Raw genomic sequence first — 18,916 nt, 5'->3', positions numbered from 1 at the left:
TTTTTCGTCCAAGCATAAAAAAGAAAAATCAGTCTTCAAAAACCGCGTTAACACTAGGATTATAATAAAACACCATTGATGTCCAAACCATAAGGGTTCAGATTTCAATGGTGTTTTCACTATACTGCTTTTTCTAGAATTCCCTGATTCTCAAGGTTATGATATTCTTCTTTAATAAGATCCAACCCAAAATGAGGTTTAATTTTCTTAACATTCTCTGAAACTTCATCAACAGAGTTATCCCAATGATTATGAGCATAATTAGCATATATATAAATAATAGTAGAAGATAATTCTAACTCCCTAGCACTTTTATTTCCAAAAAGCTTTATAGTATTTTTGATAGAACTTTTGTAGGTGTCAATAAATCCCTGTTCTCTCTCTACTATCTTTTCAGTATTCTCTGATGGTGTTAATTCATATCCTAGATGTCCCGTTGGGAAACTAACTGTATTCATACAAATCGCATCGAAATCAGCTGCTAATTGAATATCTTCCATCACACTAGAAGAATATGGACCATAAGTATATATTTCATAATCATAACCTATCGGTACCTTATAAACTTGTTGTAAAATATAAATAAATTTCATCATTGCCGTTTTTCCCAATGATGGTTTTTGCTTTACAATTTCTGATATTATACCTAAGCGTTTACTTAATTCTATCATGATTTAGTACTCCCTATTTAACTTATCTCGCGAGCGACATAAAAGCGCTTTTGAACAGTTTTTTCGCTCATTGCCTTTACAATCGCTGACTTTTCGCTTAACGGTTGCGTATGTTTATTTCCATAGATAATAATATCTTTGTCTAATTTATACCACAAAGTTGAAGCTTTGTCATCTAAATAATTTGGAGTGTCTTTATACTGCTCTTTTAATTTTTCAATTTCCTTCTCGTCAGCATCCGTTGGTATAAGTTGGGATTGGAAAATACATTTAAAATGTTTTCTTTCTAAAATTATATCCCCATGCGCTCCTCCCAAATGTTGTTTTAATCCAGAATAGATTTCCCAATCATCAAAAGATAAATACTCATCTAATTCATCAGGCGTTGGATAAACTCCCTTTCCATCTCTTTTATACTTCAAAATCTCCTTTACAGCCATTTGAATATGATAATCATAAATACGTCTTACCTTATGGAAATATACTTGCGAAAACATTTGATATCTAGCCAAAACTAAGCTTTCAGCAATATGCCAACTTTTTTCTTCAATAGCTAAAATTAAATCGCCTGTTTCTGAATGGCCTAAAGTTAAACAGTTAATTAACCGATTCCTATCATATAGACCATAGTTCACTCCCAAATGAATCGAATCTCGTAAGAGATAGTCTGCTCTATCGGCATCAATTTGTCCCGAGATTAACTCCTTCCATAGTAATGATAATGCGTCAACCTTAACAGAGGGGTCTCCTAGTAATGCTGTTACATCTTCTACGGAGATATGAAAATTATTATTTATACGATGTTTTTCAATTAAGTTCTGAAAAATATTCTTAATAATAGCAATACTATATTCTTCATGCTCGTATTTTTTATTTCCATTTTCTACATATCGTATATGTCCAGGCGGTAGAAGAGGCATTAAATCTTCTCCTGAATGCGAAAAAGGAGCATGTCCAATATCATGCAATAATGCTGCAAGACGTATCACTTTTCGTGCTCTTTTTATACCTGTCTCATCCAAAGAGTATTCCTTTTCTAATATCCTTTTATTATTATTTATAATACAGTCGAACATATCTGTCGCCATTTGCATAACACCAATGGAATGTTCAAATCGTGTATGCGTTGCACCCGGATAAACCATATCAGTCAAAGATAGCTGGCGTATTCTCCTTAACCGTTGAAATACAGGATGGTCAATAATAGCACATTCTTGTTCATCGAGAATAACGAATCCATATACCACATCACGAATCTTTTTCGTCATTTCTAAGTGCACCCTCACCATGATTAGTCGGAAATATTTCCTAGTTTAAAGTATAATTTATATTATGGTGAAGCGCAACAAATAATATTTAATTTTCCGTCTTACATATCTGCGTTAAGAAGTCTATCATCTGTACCAGCTTGGCATAGCTCATATCGTCAATCTTATTTTCTTCCTGCAACTGCGGCAAGACTCCGGAAATCAGACGGATTGCCTGGATTAAACTGTCGATGGCGTTTATCTGCTCTGCTTCTTTTACTGCTATCATAAATATCTCTCCTTTTCGCTTGGATTTTCCAACAATTCAGGTTCAGTAATTATCCGTATAATAAAAGTGTCTCCCTCTTTTCCTCATAAACAATGTCCCCACCCTCTCATACAGCCTATACCGGCTTCTTTGGCATTGGGGCGGGGAGTTGTTCGCCAAAAGGCTTTTAACTGCTAGAGAGCGTCTAGGGACTTAGGCTTCTTCGGCATCGTCATAGATAGCCTCTAACATCAGTCTGGCTCCTAACCGAAACCCGTCTATAAAGTCATTGACATCCGTGATAGAATCCATGCTTGTCCGCAGATTCAGCAATTCATCTAGCAAATCCTGCCCATGTTCGTCCAGCATATCCGCCAAGTGCCTTTGTAGCTCGTTGTAAGAGTCCTTCATTGCCAGATACTCATTGTCTGTCGGGTATAGCTCATTCGTAAAATGGATGTTCCCTTCGTAAAGTTGTCTGATTGTTTTGTCCAGCATAACAAAAACCTCCTATGTTTTTTACAGACAGCATAGTATAAAAAAGAACAGGCACTATATAGAAAGTGCCTGCTCCAATCTCTCCGCCGCTTCTGTATCTTTTGACGGGATTGCGTGCGTATAAATATTAAGTGTTGTAGAAGTATTGGCGTGTCCTAATCTCTTTGATACCGTGCAAACATCTACTCCCTCTGCTATCATTAAAGAGGCGTTTGTATGTCGTAAGCTATGCAAAGTTACATGCGGAAAATTGTTTCGCTCAATAAATCTGGCAAACCACTTCGTTACGGTATCCGGGTATATCGGCAGTCCATTCCATTGTGTGAAGAGCCTGTCCGTCTCCTGCCATTCGTCTCCTATCAGTTTTTTCTGCTCATCCTGCCATTGCCTGTATTCCTTCAGCAGAGTACATGCAGAACTACTCAACATAAACTCTCTGATGCCAGACCTCGTTTTTGGCTCTTTTGTGATAAGTTTCCTGTTTCCCACATATTGAGAAGAACGGCATATCCTCAACATCTGAGTTTCAAAGTCAATGTCCTTCCACTCCAATCCGCATAGCTCGCCTCTCCGCATACCTGTATAGAGAAGCAGAAGTATCATAGCCCGGTGCTGGATTGCCTCTTTGTTGAGAGCGGCAACCAGCGTTTTGACCTGTTCATCATCCAATATGCTGATTTCCGTATGGGGGACTTTGGGTGGAGTCGCTCTGCTTGCAACATTCACATCCAGCATACCCCAGCGGACAGCCTTGTTGAGAATTTCGCTGATAAGCCGGTGATGTTCGTATATGGTCTTGGGAGAAAGTTTGGCGTCTCCGATTGGTTTTCCATTCTTGTCTTTTCTGGTTTTCAGATTGATACCCTTTTCCCCTAAATTCTTGTAGAATCTATGCAGGTGGTTGACATTCAGGTTGTTCAGCTTGATATGCCCTAAGGCCGGCAGGATTCTTTTTAGAAATCCCTCATACCTCGCATAGGTCTTGATTGCTAAATGTTCTTTTGCATAGTCTTCACGCCATACCTCTACAAATTGGGCGAAGGTCATAGAAGAATTGAGATAGGTGCCGTTTAAAACCTCCTGCTCAAATTGAAACTTTACTTTCTCCAAAGCCTTCTCTATCTGCCTTGGCGTCATGCCCGGTTCGGGTATCCATGTCATGGATTTATCCTTTCTGCCATAGTTGACGCCTAATCCGCAGTAGACCCGGATTTCATATCCTTTTCCGCGTTTTCGTACCGTTGCCATTTTTCCTTGCTTGTCCTTTCTCTGCCGTATAACCCGGGGGAGAGGAAAACTCCCCCAAGTATACAATTTTCTCACAAAGCCGTATCCCCTCTTAATATTTGAGGATTTTTTCAACTTTTTTCTAAACCACCTTGCGTATACCGCCATAGCTTGTTTTTTGCTCTCTCGCTGGTTCTGTACTTCCTTTTGACAGAGCTGTCATTACTGCGTCATAATTCAGCTTAATATTCCTGCCTACTCTGACAGAGGGAATAACTCCTGTTGCGATTAACCGCCTCAGTCCTGTTTTTGTGATAGAGCTTTCCGGGTCGTTTTGGATTATGAGTTTGTATGTCTCATCCACGGAACGCAGCTTTCCGCAGGGGGTGGGTTTTTGTATAGAGGGAACCGCAACCTGCTCCTTTAACGCTTTCAGGTAACCTCTGGCTTGCAGCATGAGATTTTGAACATCTCCCTCTGTTACACCAAGGTAATATAGCTTCTGCTTTAACTCCATATAGCTGTATGTAAGCTTGTCCAGCAAAATTTCTGTTCGGTTATCCATGATATTCCTCCGTGTAACTACTCAACATTATATTTGCAGAAATTTCTGATTTCAGGCTTTCCAGATACTCCACCATATAGCCAATATTGCTCCAGACCTCTGTTTCGGTGATGTCGTGTTCTATTAACTGTTTCTGCAAAACATACATTCCTTGCAAAATTCCGTTAATTAAAAACATCTGGTCTACTTTTATTGAAGTATATTTCATTTCGTCTATTCTCCTTTCATTTCATGTATTCAGGGCGCGAAGGGCAAAGGTTGTTCTTTCTATTACACTTTTTACCATTTTTGTCTTGGGAAACTCTTTGCTTTGCCCTTTTGCCCTAAGTGTTATGATTAAAAGTCATCTTCTTTCTGAATTTTTAATTTGGTTTCAGTATCTATCAGAAAAATATTGCCCCCCTTTTATCATAGCAACACAAGCTTGTACAACATTATCCAGAATTTCTTTTGGTGGATTATATTGCATAGCATTAGCTATAATTGAATGGATAGATAAATATTCAGATGCTGGCATATTGAACTTTTTATTTATTTCTCTTACTAATCGTTTATACTCATATATTTGGCAATCCAAAAATGTACTAGCTTTTTTGTCTTCATTCTTAGCAAACCACTCTATGGCTTTTATTAAAGACTGACAATTACAGCTAAGGTCTGCAATTATTTTGGCAGATTTATTTTCGTGTTTATATTCCTTCAGTGCTTCTATTAAGTTACTTATTATACGAACTACTCCAAATAGCGAAGTTACTATAGAAAGGCTACGTATCTCTAAATCAAGTTTTTTCTCAAATCCGTTTAACATCTTCATATCCTCCAATATTTTTTTTAGTTACCGGGCAAAGAGGGAAAATATCCACAAAAAATTGTTTGGTGTGTTTCCACTATAATATCGACTGGACCTAAAACACCTAATTTTTCTGTTACTTTTGCCCTTTTTGCCCAAGCTTTTTAGTGAATTGTTAGATTGTAATAGTATTCACCTGATTTCATAGCAGATATGCCTAACTTTTCCAACATAGCTTTTCTCTCACTCATCGGTTCTGGGCGCAGATTATTCTCCCGGCACCACTCAATATAGATATTATTAAAGAAGCTACGGTTCGTCCTACCTGTATGCAACAGGCATTTTTCCTTCAAAAACAGAGCGAAAGAGTTATTGCGAATCTCATAATTTTTGCGATTCTGCAACGTTTGTTCACTTTCCGTAAGGTTCCCTCTTTCTATCGCTTTTTGCAAATAGCGAATAGCAACACTCACTACAGCTTCCCTTTCGTTATATAGTTTTTCAAGCAAATGCTTATCCTGCCTTTCTTGGGGAATAGGGTTATTGCATGAAACAATCAAAAATCTACCATATACCCATTCACCACGATCTTGACCGGGAGCAAAATGTGGCAGCTCATTACAGCAATACATAAGGAATCCCTTATATTTGAACTGATAACCATTTTGATACTTTGCTTCAGCACGTGTAGAATCTCCACCTGTCAGTTCTTTAATTTTATCCATTGCTTTCACGTCCGCAAATGACATATCTCCATATCCCGCCAGTCTAATCCCGTATAGCTCCGATATTGCGAACCTCTCACTAAGCTGTTTAATATCAAGGGAATGAGAATTCTTTTCTCCAATCGTATTGATAACAAACTGCCTAAAGACAGTTTTTCCTGTATTTCCAACCCCTTTTAGAATTAGCAGCTTTTTAAACAGGCTACAATCGACGTTACTGATACAAAGCCCTATGACCTCTAAAAGTGTTTTTTGGTCATCCACGTTACCACTAGTGATGGTATTCAGGAAATCTTTGAATATGGGAGCGTCTTCGAGCGACAAATCCGGTTTCCAATCACAAGGAATCTGAATCGTACAAAGATACTTGGGATTATGCGGTAATAATTCATTAGTTTTGATGTTTAAAATTCCGTTTTTAAAGTTAATGATATCTTCATTGGAATTCAAATCGTTTTCGCTTATATTCGCATAATCAGTAATTAGTTCCTTATATGGAACCTCCCAATCAGCAGGTTTTCTAATTTTTACTGGCAGAAAGCTCTTAATATATGCTTTACAATCACTTTCTGTTAGGAGTTTATAGTGATTATCTCGATATTGATAAAGAACAACTCTTTTTTCGTTCCCCCTTTTAACGACAAGAATATGTCCATTCTCCTTGATATGTAAATATAATTCCTGCCTGTCTATCCTTTGCCTATTCCCAGAATCTACAATCCATAAAGGCTGTTCATCTGCTGAAAAATCTTTTTTTAATTCTTTTGTCCCTTGCTCCAATTTAATTCCTCCTTGATAAATTTATCGAAATAATTTGTGTTCTGCTAACCTTTTATTAAAAAAGGTTCTGTCAGAAAAATGTCTAGTCTTAATAACGTTCTCGAGCGCCAAAAACATCAGGATTTTTGCAATATTTACAGTTTGTTCATATTTCAATCCATATACGCATCATGTGTATCACTTTCACCCAATATTATTACCGCATTTGAAAGCGATATTGAAAACGTCAATAAGTAAATAACAGGTTTTTGTGCTATAATGTAAATAAGAATTATCGAGGAGGAAATGCTTGTGGCGATTTATGGTGGGAGTGCTTTTTATCAAATCGATGTAACAAAAGATTTCATTGAAAATGGATGTTTTTGCAGCGGTTATGAAATGGAGAAGGAACCAATTTTATATGACATGATGCGGGCTATTGAGGTTGGAGATATTATTTATATTAAATCTTCGACACCGAGGGCAAAGGGTATATTGTATATTAAGGCAATTGGTATTGTTACGGATAACAAAATTTGTACACAAACAAATTTGGGAAACGGAATTAAAGTCAATTGGTTGCAAAATTATTCGGATAAATTTAGAAAAATTGAATTGGGCCACTCTTGTCTTCATAACATGTATGAAAATGCAATGCTTCACAAGGAATACTCAGATGAAATTAAAAAGCAAATTGTTGAATGGCTTGCAGAAAAATAAAGCAGGAGCATATAAGGCGGATTAGCCCTTCTCCTATCCTTCCCCGCCCAGGGCTTCGCCCGAAGCAGGTTAGACTGGTCTATGAGGGTATAGGAGCCTAGAAGCATGGAGAAAAAGAAAAGAGGCGCCGACCGAAAGTGGTTAGACGCCTCATATAATATTTAGATTTAACCTAGGTATTATCCTGCTTTTTGAAATCCCTTGCCAAATTTTCCGTAGCCGAGCGCCCAATCTGTAGAATAATCTGTTGGCATTTCCAATCCTACAAGAATATAGTTTTCCATGAGTGTAATATGTCCCTTTCCATGATTTCCCCAACCATCGTCGTCAAATTCAAAATGTCCCGTCTTGTCTTCCATCGGACAAGTTATGTCAATCATGGCAACGCGATTATCATTTGCTTGGACACATTCAAGTGTAAAGGATATGCTATCTTCCCCGATCTCTTTCACATTCAGAATGTATCCTCCCTCTATTCGTCTATCTTCCACACTTTGAATACGGTTATTTTCTTCTACCCAATCTCCTAAGTATTTTGATAATGGGTTGTCAATACTAGAAATTGTTTCATCCTGCGTGGGTTCATATTGTTGAAGAAAAGACAAATTATCTACGTTTTGAGAAAGCTCTTCTTTAGATTCTCCGCCATCCCAATATGAAGTAGCCGTATACATTAGGTTTCCATTCCCGTCTGTTTTAAGATTTGATATAAATCCTGACTGCCATATTGCTTCAGAAGCTATTAACATATTTTTCGTATACCTGAAAAGATACATGAGCAGCCCATCGTCTTGTGCCATAACATAAACAATATCCATGAGGTTATCCGACCTGTCAACATCACAAAGATAGGCTTCATGTGCATAAAATTCCATAGGCGAAGACGGAATATCGGTCACAAATTTATTTTGATTGATTGTGAGAACAAGCATAGGATTATATTCATCATCTGTTTCACTAAATTCAATTACATCATTTTCACCGTCTCCGTCAATGTCATACCCAAATTCTCCAGAACTGATTTTGACAGACTCCGAAAGTGTTGGCGTTGGAGAAGGCGTGGGGGTAGGGGTAGGTTCTGGCGAAGGAGTAGGCTCTGTTATTTCATTAGCATCGGGCATAATACTATTAAATAATAGAAATTCAATAGCATTCTTGCTGTCTACCTCATTTCCATTGCATACTATACTATATAATACAGGAGACATATATTCAGTATCGAATGTTTGAAAGTCCAACTCAAACTTTTGCTTTGCGCCATCATCCCATTCTATGGAAACCGTACATAGCACATGTTCAAATTCCCCCATTGACTTAAAATAGGTATACTTAATTTGTACCGATTTAACACCATCTATTTGTTCAACCCTATTTATTGCTTCATAAAACGGCTCAGATAATGAATAGTAGTTATCTTCATATCCATCATCACCTTTTTCCAATACATTGATTGCTGTCGCAGATTTAAGATTATTAACATATGTGTTGTGTATTGAAAACATGACAATTAGGCCTATACATGCTGCCAATACAATTACGGATATTGCAATTATAATAAAACGCTTCTTTTTAGAATTCAGCTTCTTTCTATCAGGCAAAGATTTATTAAATTTCAACGATTTCGTTTCGCTTAATTTCTTCTCATAGCCCTGTTTTAAAGTAGATGGCTGAACTGCAGTTTTTTCCTGTTGATTGATAGCCCTTCCACACTTCTCGCAAAAAGAGACTGCTACCGGCAGAGATGCGCCGCACTTCTCGCAATATATCGCCTTTTCCTTTATATCCTGCTGTTCTGCTTTTGCTCCGCAATATTCGCAAAAAGCTGAGCCATTCGCTATCTCTTTTCCGCAATTCGTACATATCATAATACTTTTATCCTCTCAATATCGTGATGATAAAGAAGGACGGCGTTGCCGTCCTATCTTCAAAAATCAATTGTGCTGTTGTTCTATGCGTTGCAATTCTTCTTGATTATTTAATGCAAATCCTCTTACATATACAATATCAATAATAGAAACTAAAAGTGCATATCCCATAACAATGATACCTAGAATAACCGCTTCCTCTCCTAAAGCAATATTGTAAATTAGCAGGACAGCATTCCAAATAATGGGCACAATGTATTTTTGAATTGATATATAATATTTCTCTATTCCTACTTGATTTACTAAAATTCTCTTTGCAAATTTTATGGATTTAAAACTGCCAACAAAATTCAAGGCAGAAATTGCAGCCAAAGCACCGAAATCAATCCAAAATCTAACAGCGTATGAAAACACAACAAAAGATGTTAGGTTTATAGCAGCGATAAAAAGAATAAGTGCATAAATAGCTTGCAATCCAGCCATTACGATTCCCATAATAGCAGTCATGTTTTCTCGCTTTGATAGTTCAACAATAACTGCCGGAGCATTTGTTTTTTGTCTTGGAGTCCAGCCATTGTTAGTTGATTGATACCTTTGATTGTAAGTATTGAATTGCTGCGCTTGTTGCGCGTTTACCCGTTCTTTTCCGCAAGAAGGGCAAAACCGGCTACCAGGATTTAATTTTGTTCCACATTGCTCACAAAAAAGTGTTTGTTCTTTTTCCGGCTGTTTTGTTCCACAACTAGGACAAAATTGAGCATTATCGTTTAACTCATTCCCACATTGAATACATTTCTTCATTTCATTTTCTTCCTTTTATCATTCGTTTTAATTAAACATTGCCAATTCCTAAAATCACTAATAAAACTCCCCCTATGACTAAGACGGAACCAATCGCAATTCTCTTGACTAAATCTGGATTTTTCATTTTCTCTTTCTTAACCCCCTATTACTAATTTCGTTTTCTCTTTCACAACTTACATTCGCCTTCTTTGGCAAATCCCCTCTTTAAAATACTTCTATTAGTCATAATTTTATACTGTTAGTCAATGTATAGTCAAGCCTAAAATCTCTATAATATTGTTATGAAAGAAATTAATTACATTCAAATTGGACAAAAAATTAAAAAACTACGTAATCAAGCTGGGTTAACGCAAGAGCAGATGGCCGAGATGTGCGAGATTTCTACTTCTTTTCTCGGCCATATTGAAAGAGGAACGCGAAAGCTCTCTTTAGAAACTGCTGTCAAGATTGCGGATTGCTTGCATGTAAGTATGGACGCGCTCATTATGGACGGCGCCCTACCCGCTACCAGTATACTTCCATCTATTGAATCTATACTGCAAAAACAGGACAAATCCAAACAAGAACAAGTTTTGCGTCTTTTCAAGGTTCTTTGCGAGAATATAGACAAACTATAAAAACGCTTCCTTGATATATTACATCAGGCGCACCCTTATGTCCTAAGCTATGAGCTTAATATAATTTTTTTGCCAGCTCTAAAACAGAATTAAAACGTTTTGATGGAATTGGATTGATACATTTCTGTATAATTTTTGATAAGCTTCCTTTTGCCAAACATTTGCTGGGGTGAGCACCTGTCAGCATAACATTTAATAAAATGCCCAAGGCATAAATATCTGAACGAGCGTCAGTCTGTGCTTCTCCAAATTGCTCAGGAGCAGCATAGCCAACTGTCCCCATCACTTGGGTATCTTTTTCATGATATTTTTTAAAAATCCTTGCTGCGCTAAAGTCAATAATGATGACACGGTTATCGTGGTTCTGATCAAAGATAATATTTTCCGGTTTAATATCTCTATGGACGATGCCTTTAGAATGAAGAACATGTAGGCCATAGCAGATTTGTTTTGCAATAAGAACCGTTTCTTTGGGAGTAAACAAGCGAGTTTGCAAAATATTCGCAAGTGTAGTTCCTTCAATAAATTCTTCTAATATCAGTAAAGTGCCATCGGCTTCGGCAACATCATAAATCGAACATATGTGAATGTCTCTAAATTGCTTGAGTTTTTTAAATACTTCAAGGCTTCCTCGGCATTGGCGGACGATAAGCTTTTTCCCTAATGTTTTGTGCTGATAAACCGCAACAAAGGAATTCCCAGTCTGTTTTAGTACTATTTTCAAATCATAGTTTTCGTTTATTTTATCTTTTAACCAGCTAAGCTCCATGCTTATTGTTTTCCTTCCGATTATTTAATATAATACTAATATACCATGGATATATGGGGGAATAAAGATGCTAAAAAGGCCGACAGACGAGTTAATGGGTAAATTATTAAAAGCCAACCATATTGACGAATATATCAAAGAAAATGAAAACATTTTTCTTAACGGCACAGTGGCAAAAGCCTTGCAAGCTCTACTTTCCTATAAAAGTTTGACAAAAGCAGATGTAATTCATAAGGCTGAAATGAATGATATATATGCCTATCAGATATTCGCAGGCAAACGTATTCCCTCCCGAGATAAACTGCTTTGCATTTGTTTTGGAATGGAGCTTACTTTGGACGAAACTCAGCAGCTATTAAAATTCGCTGGATGCGCTCCGCTATACCCAAAAAACAAGCGTGACGCCATCCTAATTTTTTCTATTGTTCATGGCAACACAGTTGTACAAGCAAATGAAGCGCTTTATGAGGAGGGGGAACGGATTCTTTAATAACCAATTTCTATTTTTATCACTCTCATTTTATTACGATAATTGGATCAAAGGGGGGTAATCGTTTGAAATATTGTAAAAATTGCGGAAGAGAAATTCCAGACGACGCCTCGTTTTGCATTTATTGCATGCATGAGTTAAATGAAAGGGAACAATTCGCTTTCCCGCAATTCGCTTCTATTCCCCGAAAGAGAAAAACTGTAATAGGGATTTGCATAACAGCAGCTCTTCTTGTAGTATTGGCTGTTGTTTTTATTTTGGGAAACCACGTTCTGCACCAAGCTTCTCTTGGAAAATCAGACTATTTTGATACTGTAGACTATCTAAATAAAAAAGACACCGCAAAATATTGGACAACGGATGGCAAACCTATTGAAAACACAGTGGAACAAGGCGGATGGATATTGGAACTGAAAGAACGTAACGATACCTATATTACCTTTACTTTAACGAATTATCAGAGCAACGCCTATCGGGAAGCACAAATAGAAATTAGTTGTCCCCTTGACCGCGGCCTGGGGCGATTTTCCTTCGAAGACGATGGATGGGGTAACGCTGGAACAGGAAAAATTGAGGATTTAATCGAAAGCCATGGATGTATCTGGCTGGATTTAACCATTACTCAGCAGAATGCTTCTGCAAACTGGGCGATTGCCTTTGGTAATCCCGGCTCCTATTTTTATGAAGCAGGCACCAAAAGAGATGTACGTGATTAAGGCATGCGCTGACTCCGCTTTCCAACAGTATTTCTAATCTTCCAGCTTAGTACAAATGCTGTATTCATCTTTATAATGAATTTATATTGCAGCAAAGGAGATCAGGAATGAATACAATTAAACGAATTTATGAAGGCGAACAGATATCACCAGCGTTAGAATATCCAAAAAATCCAATCTATTTAAATACGAAAAAAGAGTTTACTGCCAAAATAAAAGAACTAAATTCTATACTGGATCAACACGGAATTCAGCTACTTGACGAAATTCTGAGTCTGCGTGTAGAATTGGACAACGCAATGGAGTTTGAAAATTTCCTATCCGGATTTAAGATAGGTGCTACAATCATGATGGAAGTGCTACAAAAAGATTAACATCCGAAATGATACGTAACGTTATTTGCTCTCCTATCACGCTATTTTCCCTCATAGGAGGGCAAAAGGAGGGAAATTCTCAATTTCCACGGGAATCTGATGATAAAGTAAAAGGCCGTAAACGCCTTGTTTACGGTCTTTCTGAGTGGTTGCGGGAGGAGGATTTGAACCTCCGACCTCCGGGTTATGAGCCCGACGAGCTACCAAACTGCTCTATCCCGCGATATTAACGCCTGCTTTATGCGGCAAAGATAATTTTATAATAATCTAGCAGAAAAGTCAAGTATTTTCTTTTATTTTTTCAAATAATATAGAAATTATTCCCGGCAGAGAAGATAACCTTCCATATTGTCAGCTTCACTGACTATGACCCGCTTTTGCCCAGAGGCCTTGAAAAAGGCCGATAAAATGGCTAAACCATAAAGAATCACATCGGCCCGGCGCGGCTCCATCCCAATCACATGCCGCCGTTCTTCCAGTGTCATTTTCCCCATCCAGTCCATCATTTTTTGAATTGTCCCATGCGTCAAGATATATCCCTGCACCTTTTCTTCGCTGTAAACAGCCAAATGCTGGTCGATGGCAGCCAGAGCCGTTGCCGTCCCGCCCACAGCATAAAACACAAGATCCTCCGCCTGAGAAAAGGGCACCTCGGCAAACAGAGCGCAGGCCCAATCGGTTACTTTGGCAATGTCCGCTTCGGCAAACATCTCCATCCCCCGCACGCAGCCCACGTCAAAACTTCTGGCATAAGCGATCTTTCCGCCCCGTCCGAAAATAATCTCCGTGCTTCCGCCGCCGATATCTACGATGCCGCCGTCACCGTTTCCCACGGCACCCGCAAATCCATACCGCGCCTCCTCCGCGCCGGAAAGAATTGTGACTCGAATGCCGCATGCCTGCTCCACCCGCTTCACAAACTCGTCCCGATTGGCAGAATCACGGACGGCACTGGTCGCAAAACAAAAGCACTCTCCCGCCGGAAAGCCCTCCTGTTCCATAATCTCTCTATATTCCTTCAGCGCCCCAATGGTTCGCTCTATCGCCGCCTCCGAAAGCCTTCCGCTGGCATTGACACCCTCTCCGGTGCGAACGGTGCGCAGGGTTTTCCACAGCCGCTTTACCTGGCCGTCTGCCACGGCCGCCTTCATCATGCGGACAGAGTTTGTCCCGATATCGATCACATAGGTTTGTCTATCCATTGCTGTCCTTTCCTGCAAAATTATGCCTCCGGCGAAGGAGATGCTTCGGCCGGGGCAGAAGACGCCGGCGCACTGGTCGCCGGATCATCCGGAACTGGCGTTGACGTTGCATCCGGGGTGGGCGTCGCCGTATTCCCCGCGTCGCCATTGTTGCCCGCCGAATCCGCATCTGTTCCCTGCTGGGCGCTTCCGGTTCCGGCATCCGTGTTTTTCTTCTTAAACACGATTTCGCCGTCCTTCACCCAGCCCAGCTTTTCCCGGGCGGCCCGCTCAACAAAGGTTTCCGAACCGATATATTTTTCATCGTTATTCATGAATTCAATTTCGTTTTGCAGTTCCTTTTCCCGAGCCAAAAGATCCTCGCGCTCCTGCCGCCGGGCTGCCAGAATATTCTGCTGGGATATAATCGTGACAACCGAATACACGCAAACAGCAGCTACCGTCATCCAACGCCAGCTGAACCGCCGCTTCTTTTTTTCTCTTTGGGGAGCTGTCTCGCGCGTCTCTTTCATCGCTTTTCCTTCGCAGTTACCGTACAACTTATTTCTTATCTTTTATTAGAACTTTTTTTCCCGCTCTTGTCAACTCCCTGCCCGCCGATTTCCTTATTTTTCTTAAAAAGTTTAAAAATTTTCCTTCCTATGGGAAAAATCGCGCATTCATACATTCCAAACCCGATGCCCATTCCCGCATAATGGTATGGGCGGATTTTCATGTGGCAGGCCGTATACAGCATAATGGCCGCCAGAATAAACACGACGGCCAAAAACAGAATATCTGCTGCAACAAGAAACAGTTTTCCTCCGTGAAATATTCTGCGGACAAGCTGAAACAGGGAATAGACGACGCCCGCCAGCATCCCGGCATATATGGCCGCCGCCAGGAGATATGGTTGATTCAGCGTTCCATCCATAGCGCACCTTCACCGGAAAACCCTTGAGAAAAACCCCTTGTGCATGCGTTCCTCTTCGTGATCCGCATAATCCAGCCCTTCAATGGTTCCATCAATCACCAGAAGCCCTTCTTCCAGATTCAGCTTGTTGATATGCAGATCCTCGCCCACAACCGTCATCATGCCAAGCCCTGTTAAGAAGATTACCTCATTTTCATTGAAACTGTCGATATCCTCCACAGATGTGATGGTGATGCGTTCCCGACCCTCGATGGTCACTTTATGGGGCCTTGATTCGATCCGGCGAATTTCATCCTGTGTGTTCATCATTTTTTCTCTCCTTATTTCCAAACAACTTGTATCTATCTATACGGAGGAAATCTGCGGAATATTCTCCTTTTTCCCTTTTTCTTTCGTTTGACGCGGCGGCGGAAATATCCTACAATAGATATATCAGTAAAGAAGGGACTTTGTTTATAATGAAAAGATTTTTTGCAGCAATCTTAGTGGGGATCACTGTCCTTTCCCTCTGCGCCTGCGGCGCAGCGCCGGAAGAAACCGCGTCCCCCAGCCCGGCAGTTTCTGCCACAACGCTTCCCCTGGAGCCCAGCGCAGTGCCCACGCCCTCTCCCGAACCCCGTTCCCTCACCACCGGCCTGCCTTCCGCCCAGGAATATAAGCCCATCACCGTGATGATCGAAAATTCCGAGAAGGCCCGTCCCCAAACCGGCCTTCAGCAGGCGGATATTGTCTATGAGGCGATGGCAGAGGGCAGCATTACCCGGATGCTCTGCGTTTTCAACGACCAGAAGCCCGTGGTCGCCGGCCCTGTCCGCTCGACCCGTATCTATTTCATCAATATCCAGAAAGAATGGGATTCCCCTCTGGTGCACTACGGCGGCCCGCGCAATGCCAGCCAGCCCTCCTATGTGTATGGAAAAAATACCGAATCCATCAAGGTCCGGGTGGATGGCCTCAAGGGAGCCTATAACGATTATTTCTGGCGGGACAAGTCCCGTTCCGCTCCCAACAACGTATATACAGATCTCCAAAAGATCGAAGATGAGCTTTATGACTATACGCCTGACGCCCGGGAGCAGTTTTCCTTTGACGAGAATGTGAGCTATACCGGCCAGACCGTGGATACGGTGGGCATCCCCTTCAACACTTCCAGCGCCGATTTTGTGCAGTTCAAATACGACGCCTCCACCGGCCTGTTCACCCGGTATATGAAGGATACACCCTTTAAGGTCCGTTCCGTCACTCTGGACGCCTCTGGGGAACAGGAGAGCACTACTGCCCCGCTCACGGTAAAAAACCTCATTGTGCAGTATGCCAAAACCTATACCATCAAGGGCGACAACAATGGCCGCCAGATGGTGGAGGTGACCGGCAAGGGCGATTGTGAATACTATATCGGCGGCATCCAGCTGAAAGGCACCTGGGAGCGAAGCGCTCTGGATGACTCCACCCACTATTATCTGGAGGACGGCTCGCCCGTGGTTCTTCAGCCGGGAAATACCTGGATTGCTCTCCAGCCGACCGGCAAACAGACGGAAGTCACCTACTCCTAAGTGCAGGCATTTAAAAAGCGGCAGAGAGTCATTTCTGCCGCTTTTATGTGGAATCATTCTTAAAAGAGGAACTCAACCAATGGTTTCCCCATTTCCACTCCCTCTCGGTTGTCTGTTTTTCGGTTTTGCCGTAAGATAGAAAACAGAAAAACCAATAGAAAGGAACTCTTATGGAAAATAAAAATATGGGCGAGGTCATTGCCGAGCTGCGCAGACAGCATCATATGACCCAGGCCGATCTGGCCGCAAAAATGGGCGTCACGGACAAAGCGGTTTCCAAATGGGAACGCAATCTTTCCCGGCCGGATGTGGATTCCCTGCCCCTTCTGGCAGAGACTTTGCACACCACCGTGGAGACGCTGCTCACGGCCCAGTCTCCGGCAAAAAAATCCCCGGCGCCGGCCCTTCTGCATACCATTCTGCTGGCTGTCCCCCTAGCTATGGGCGTTGCCGCCTTTGTCTGCTCGCTTCTTGGAGAAATCGACCTGCGCTCTCTGGGCGGCATGCTGGGCTTGGGGCTGGCCTGTCTCGGGATCGCTGCTTTTCTCGATAAAAAACCGGAGAAATAGCCGTGTATCAGGCTCATTTGCCCCGGTTTCTCCGCATTGCCCGCTTCTTCACGCGCATATATTTCCCCGATTCGTAGATTTTTCGGGTATATTGTTCTTCTGATGATAGCTGTCCGTTCAACGGATGACTGCCCCATCTTTTTATTCGGAAATTAAAAAATGGCCGTCCATTTTCTTGGACGGCTATTTTGCTTTATTTTGTAAACCAGCATTCATGATTCGGAATAAATATTTTTTCCAAATTCATATGCCTCCTTTAAATGGTTGGTTTTATCAATTTGGGGCTTTCCATCCGTATGCCCGCATCCACCGGCCAGGAGCATTCCCTTGTCGTGAAAACCGATATAATGGATAAATGTGTACTGATAATAAGATACGGCCTGTTCAAATGTCCAAAAATTATTATCAGCAGCAGTCATAAGAAGAGCGCAATCCTTTACCGGATATTTTTCATACCTTCCATACGGGGGATTCCCATCTTTGACCGCTATGCAATAAAAGCGTTCAATAAAAGCCTTGATTCTGGCCGACATTGACCAAAAATATAGCGGAGAGGCAAAAACGAGACAGTCTGCCTCTTTGATTTTGGGAATCAATTCGTTAAAGGCGTCTTTTTGGATGCAAGGCTTTTCATAACGGCAGGCATTGCAGCCCAAACATGGCTTTACTTCATTTTTAACAAGAGAAATCACTTCCGTATAATGCCCTTTTTCGTTAGCTCCTTTCACAAAGCTCTCAACAAGCTGCGCCGTGTTCCCCTTAGATCTCCCGCTGCTATGGATCACAAGTATTTTTTTCATAGAACTCAACCTCTTGATTCCCATGGATTTTTCCATATATTATAGCATACTGTCTCTGCCAATAATAAAAAACCGCCGGTTCTGCCGGCGGTTTTTTTATTTCCCTCAGATCAATTCATCAATCATTGCCTTCAGGTCGCTGTCGGATTCCGGAAGGTTTTTCAGGATATCGCTCATATCGAAGTCCCCGCCAGCCGTTTCCGCCGCGTTGCTTTCTGGCGCTGTCTGTGCTTCAGCCGCAGGCGCCTGCGCGATCTCCGCAGGCGCCTGCGCGATCTCCGCAGGCTTTTCTTCCCAAATTTTCTCCGCAGGCTGCACAGCCTCAAATTTTTCCTCAAAATCCCGCAGCTCACTCAAAATTGCCGCCTTATAGGAAGCATAGAATTCCCGCAGCTCATTGGCCTTTTCCGCCAGCGCCTGCTGCTCCGCTTTGATCTTTTCCCGGTAGGCAAAGGCCTCTGCCTCCAAGCTCAGACGCATTTTCTGCGCCTTCTCTTCGGCTTCCTGGATGACGGCGCCGGCCCGGGCTTTCGCTTCCTCTTCAATCTTCTGCGCGTTGTTCTGCGCGGAAACAAGAACACAGGTCAGCGTGCTCTCCATTTCCTTATATTTTTCCAGGCTCCGTTCGCTTTCCTCCAGCTTCCGGTTCATCTCCTGCATATCCGCGCAGACGCTATCCAGAAACTCGTCCACCTGTTCTGCGCTGTAGCCCTTTTTGCTGTGCTCAAATTTGACGTTTTTGACCGCATCCACCGTTAATCTCATATTTCCCTT

At 41.3% G+C, this 18,916-nt stretch carries 25 protein-coding genes and 1 tRNA gene; 7 read left to right on the top strand and 19 right to left on the bottom strand.

The genetic code is table 11. The features are described from left to right. Positions 1 to 119 precede the first annotated feature (119 nt). The 9 genes from H8693_RS09835 to H8693_RS09795 all read right to left on the bottom strand — a co-directional run bounded on the left by H8693_RS09835 (position 120) and on the right by H8693_RS09795 (position 6,771). Positions 120 to 671 (bottom strand): hypothetical protein, encoded by a 552-nt coding sequence (locus H8693_RS09835; protein ID WP_249280823.1) that lies wholly within the window; start codon positions 669 to 671, stop codon positions 120 to 122. 17 nt (positions 672 to 688) lie between these two features. Then, on the bottom strand, positions 689 to 1,939 hold the full coding sequence (locus H8693_RS09830; RefSeq protein WP_249280822.1) for an HD domain-containing protein: 1,251 nt from the start codon (positions 1,937 to 1,939) through the stop codon (positions 689 to 691). Between the two features lie 88 nt (positions 1,940 to 2,027). Next, entirely contained in the window at positions 2,028 to 2,207 is a 180-nt protein-coding gene (locus tag H8693_RS09825; protein WP_249280821.1) for a hypothetical protein, read from the bottom strand. A gap of 192 nt (positions 2,208 to 2,399) precedes the next feature. Next, positions 2,400 to 2,684, bottom strand: a complete 285-nt coding sequence (locus H8693_RS09820; protein WP_249280820.1) for a DUF6809 family protein — start codon at positions 2,682 to 2,684, stop codon at positions 2,400 to 2,402. Between the two features lie 54 nt (positions 2,685 to 2,738). Further along, complete coding sequence (locus H8693_RS09815; RefSeq protein ID WP_249280819.1) at positions 2,739 to 4,079, bottom strand: tyrosine-type recombinase/integrase; 1,341 nt, start codon at positions 4,077 to 4,079, stop codon at positions 2,739 to 2,741. Continuing rightward, on the bottom strand, positions 4,054 to 4,476 hold the full coding sequence (locus tag H8693_RS09810; RefSeq protein WP_249280818.1) for a MerR family transcriptional regulator: 423 nt from the start codon (positions 4,474 to 4,476) through the stop codon (positions 4,054 to 4,056). The genes H8693_RS09815 and H8693_RS09810 overlap by 26 nt, the downstream gene beginning before the upstream one ends. Continuing rightward, entirely contained in the window at positions 4,469 to 4,684 is a 216-nt protein-coding gene (locus H8693_RS09805; RefSeq protein ID WP_249280817.1) for a hypothetical protein, read from the bottom strand. The genes H8693_RS09810 and H8693_RS09805 overlap by 8 nt, the downstream gene beginning before the upstream one ends. A 165-nt stretch (positions 4,685 to 4,849) precedes the next feature. After that, the gene (locus H8693_RS09800; protein WP_249280816.1) at positions 4,850 to 5,284 is read right to left on the bottom strand and encodes a hypothetical protein; all 435 of its coding nucleotides are present in this window, start codon (positions 5,282 to 5,284) and stop codon (positions 4,850 to 4,852) included. A 146-nt stretch (positions 5,285 to 5,430) separates the two neighbouring features. Continuing rightward, positions 5,431 to 6,771 (bottom strand): DNA primase family protein, encoded by a 1,341-nt coding sequence (locus H8693_RS09795; protein ID WP_249280815.1) that lies wholly within the window; start codon positions 6,769 to 6,771, stop codon positions 5,431 to 5,433. Positions 6,772 to 7,062: 291 nt separating this feature from the next. Between H8693_RS09795 and H8693_RS09790 the strand changes: the two genes are divergently transcribed. Next, on the top strand, positions 7,063 to 7,470 hold the full coding sequence (locus H8693_RS09790) for a hypothetical protein (protein WP_249280814.1): 408 nt from the start codon (positions 7,063 to 7,065) through the stop codon (positions 7,468 to 7,470). Positions 7,471 to 7,649: 179 nt separating this feature from the next. Here the strand turns inward: H8693_RS09790 and H8693_RS09785 are convergent, their stop codons facing one another. Together H8693_RS09785 and H8693_RS09780 are read right to left on the bottom strand one after the other, a co-directional pair. Continuing rightward, positions 7,650 to 9,335 carry a zinc ribbon domain-containing protein gene (locus H8693_RS09785; protein WP_249280813.1) on the bottom strand — a complete coding sequence of 562 codons (1,686 nt, stop codon included), beginning with the start codon at positions 9,333 to 9,335 and terminating at the stop codon, positions 7,650 to 7,652. A 66-nt stretch (positions 9,336 to 9,401) separates the two neighbouring features. After that, a complete protein-coding gene (locus tag H8693_RS09780) occupies positions 9,402 to 10,136 on the bottom strand; it encodes a zinc ribbon domain-containing protein (protein WP_249280812.1) in 735 nt (244 codons plus the stop codon). Positions 10,137 to 10,420: 284 nt separating this feature from the next. On the opposite strand from H8693_RS09780, the gene H8693_RS09775 reads away from it, so the two are divergent. Beyond that, on the top strand, positions 10,421 to 10,756 hold the full coding sequence (locus H8693_RS09775) for a helix-turn-helix domain-containing protein (protein WP_249280811.1): 336 nt from the start codon (positions 10,421 to 10,423) through the stop codon (positions 10,754 to 10,756). Between the two features lie 55 nt (positions 10,757 to 10,811). Here the strand turns inward: H8693_RS09775 and H8693_RS09770 are convergent, their stop codons facing one another. Next, the gene (locus tag H8693_RS09770; RefSeq protein ID WP_249280810.1) at positions 10,812 to 11,525 is read right to left on the bottom strand and encodes a serine/threonine-protein kinase; all 714 of its coding nucleotides are present in this window, start codon (positions 11,523 to 11,525) and stop codon (positions 10,812 to 10,814) included. A gap of 94 nt (positions 11,526 to 11,619) precedes the next feature. Between H8693_RS09770 and H8693_RS09765 the strand changes: the two genes are divergently transcribed. The 3 genes from H8693_RS09765 (at position 11,620) to H8693_RS09755 (ending at position 13,105) form a co-directional block, all read left to right on the top strand. After that, positions 11,620 to 12,015 carry an XRE family transcriptional regulator gene (locus tag H8693_RS09765; protein WP_249280809.1) on the top strand — a complete coding sequence of 132 codons (396 nt, stop codon included), beginning with the start codon at positions 11,620 to 11,622 and terminating at the stop codon, positions 12,013 to 12,015. A gap of 65 nt (positions 12,016 to 12,080) precedes the next feature. Further along, positions 12,081 to 12,731, top strand: a complete 651-nt coding sequence (locus tag H8693_RS09760) for a zinc-ribbon domain-containing protein (protein ID WP_249280808.1) — start codon at positions 12,081 to 12,083, stop codon at positions 12,729 to 12,731. A 107-nt stretch (positions 12,732 to 12,838) separates the two neighbouring features. Continuing rightward, positions 12,839 to 13,105, top strand: a complete 267-nt coding sequence (locus H8693_RS09755) for a DUF6809 family protein (protein WP_249280807.1) — start codon at positions 12,839 to 12,841, stop codon at positions 13,103 to 13,105. A 146-nt stretch (positions 13,106 to 13,251) separates the two neighbouring features. Here H8693_RS09755 and H8693_RS09750 read toward each other — a convergent pair. The 5 genes from H8693_RS09750 to yabP form a co-directional block, all read right to left on the bottom strand. Then, positions 13,252 to 13,328, bottom strand: a tRNA-Met gene (locus tag H8693_RS09750). Positions 13,329 to 13,422: 94 nt separating this feature from the next. Then, positions 13,423 to 14,307, bottom strand: a complete 885-nt coding sequence (locus tag H8693_RS09745) for a Ppx/GppA phosphatase family protein (protein ID WP_249280806.1) — start codon at positions 14,305 to 14,307, stop codon at positions 13,423 to 13,425. Between the two features lie 20 nt (positions 14,308 to 14,327). Then, positions 14,328 to 14,819, bottom strand: a complete 492-nt coding sequence (locus H8693_RS09740) for an FtsB family cell division protein (protein ID WP_249280805.1) — start codon at positions 14,817 to 14,819, stop codon at positions 14,328 to 14,330. A 35-nt stretch (positions 14,820 to 14,854) separates the two neighbouring features. Then, a complete protein-coding gene (gene yabQ, locus H8693_RS09735; RefSeq protein ID WP_249280804.1) occupies positions 14,855 to 15,220 on the bottom strand; it encodes a spore cortex biosynthesis protein YabQ in 366 nt (121 codons plus the stop codon). Between the two features lie 9 nt (positions 15,221 to 15,229). Then, positions 15,230 to 15,529 carry a sporulation protein YabP gene (yabP, locus tag H8693_RS09730; RefSeq protein ID WP_178619347.1) on the bottom strand — a complete coding sequence of 100 codons (300 nt, stop codon included), beginning with the start codon at positions 15,527 to 15,529 and terminating at the stop codon, positions 15,230 to 15,232. Between the two features lie 149 nt (positions 15,530 to 15,678). Between yabP and H8693_RS09725 the strand changes: the two genes are divergently transcribed. After that, complete coding sequence (locus H8693_RS09725) at positions 15,679 to 16,773, top strand: DUF3048 domain-containing protein (RefSeq protein ID WP_249280803.1); 1,095 nt, start codon at positions 15,679 to 15,681, stop codon at positions 16,771 to 16,773. Between the two features lie 170 nt (positions 16,774 to 16,943). Beyond that, complete coding sequence (locus H8693_RS09720; RefSeq protein ID WP_178619353.1) at positions 16,944 to 17,342, top strand: helix-turn-helix domain-containing protein; 399 nt, start codon at positions 16,944 to 16,946, stop codon at positions 17,340 to 17,342. A 212-nt stretch (positions 17,343 to 17,554) separates the two neighbouring features. Here the strand turns inward: H8693_RS09720 and H8693_RS09715 are convergent, their stop codons facing one another. Both H8693_RS09715 and H8693_RS09710 read right to left on the bottom strand, forming a co-directional pair. Further along, positions 17,555 to 18,142, bottom strand: a complete 588-nt coding sequence (locus H8693_RS09715) for a flavodoxin family protein (protein WP_249280802.1) — start codon at positions 18,140 to 18,142, stop codon at positions 17,555 to 17,557. A gap of 105 nt (positions 18,143 to 18,247) precedes the next feature. Continuing rightward, a complete protein-coding gene (locus H8693_RS09710; RefSeq protein ID WP_249280801.1) occupies positions 18,248 to 18,907 on the bottom strand; it encodes a DivIVA domain-containing protein in 660 nt (219 codons plus the stop codon). Positions 18,908 to 18,916 lie beyond the last annotated feature (9 nt).

This window comes from Guopingia tenuis, assembly GCF_014384805.1.
GTDB lineage: Bacteria > Bacillota > Clostridia > Christensenellales > Christensenellaceae > Guopingia > Guopingia tenuis.
Note: the sequence above shows the minus strand (reverse complement) of the source record. Positions and strands in the feature narration are given on the sequence as shown.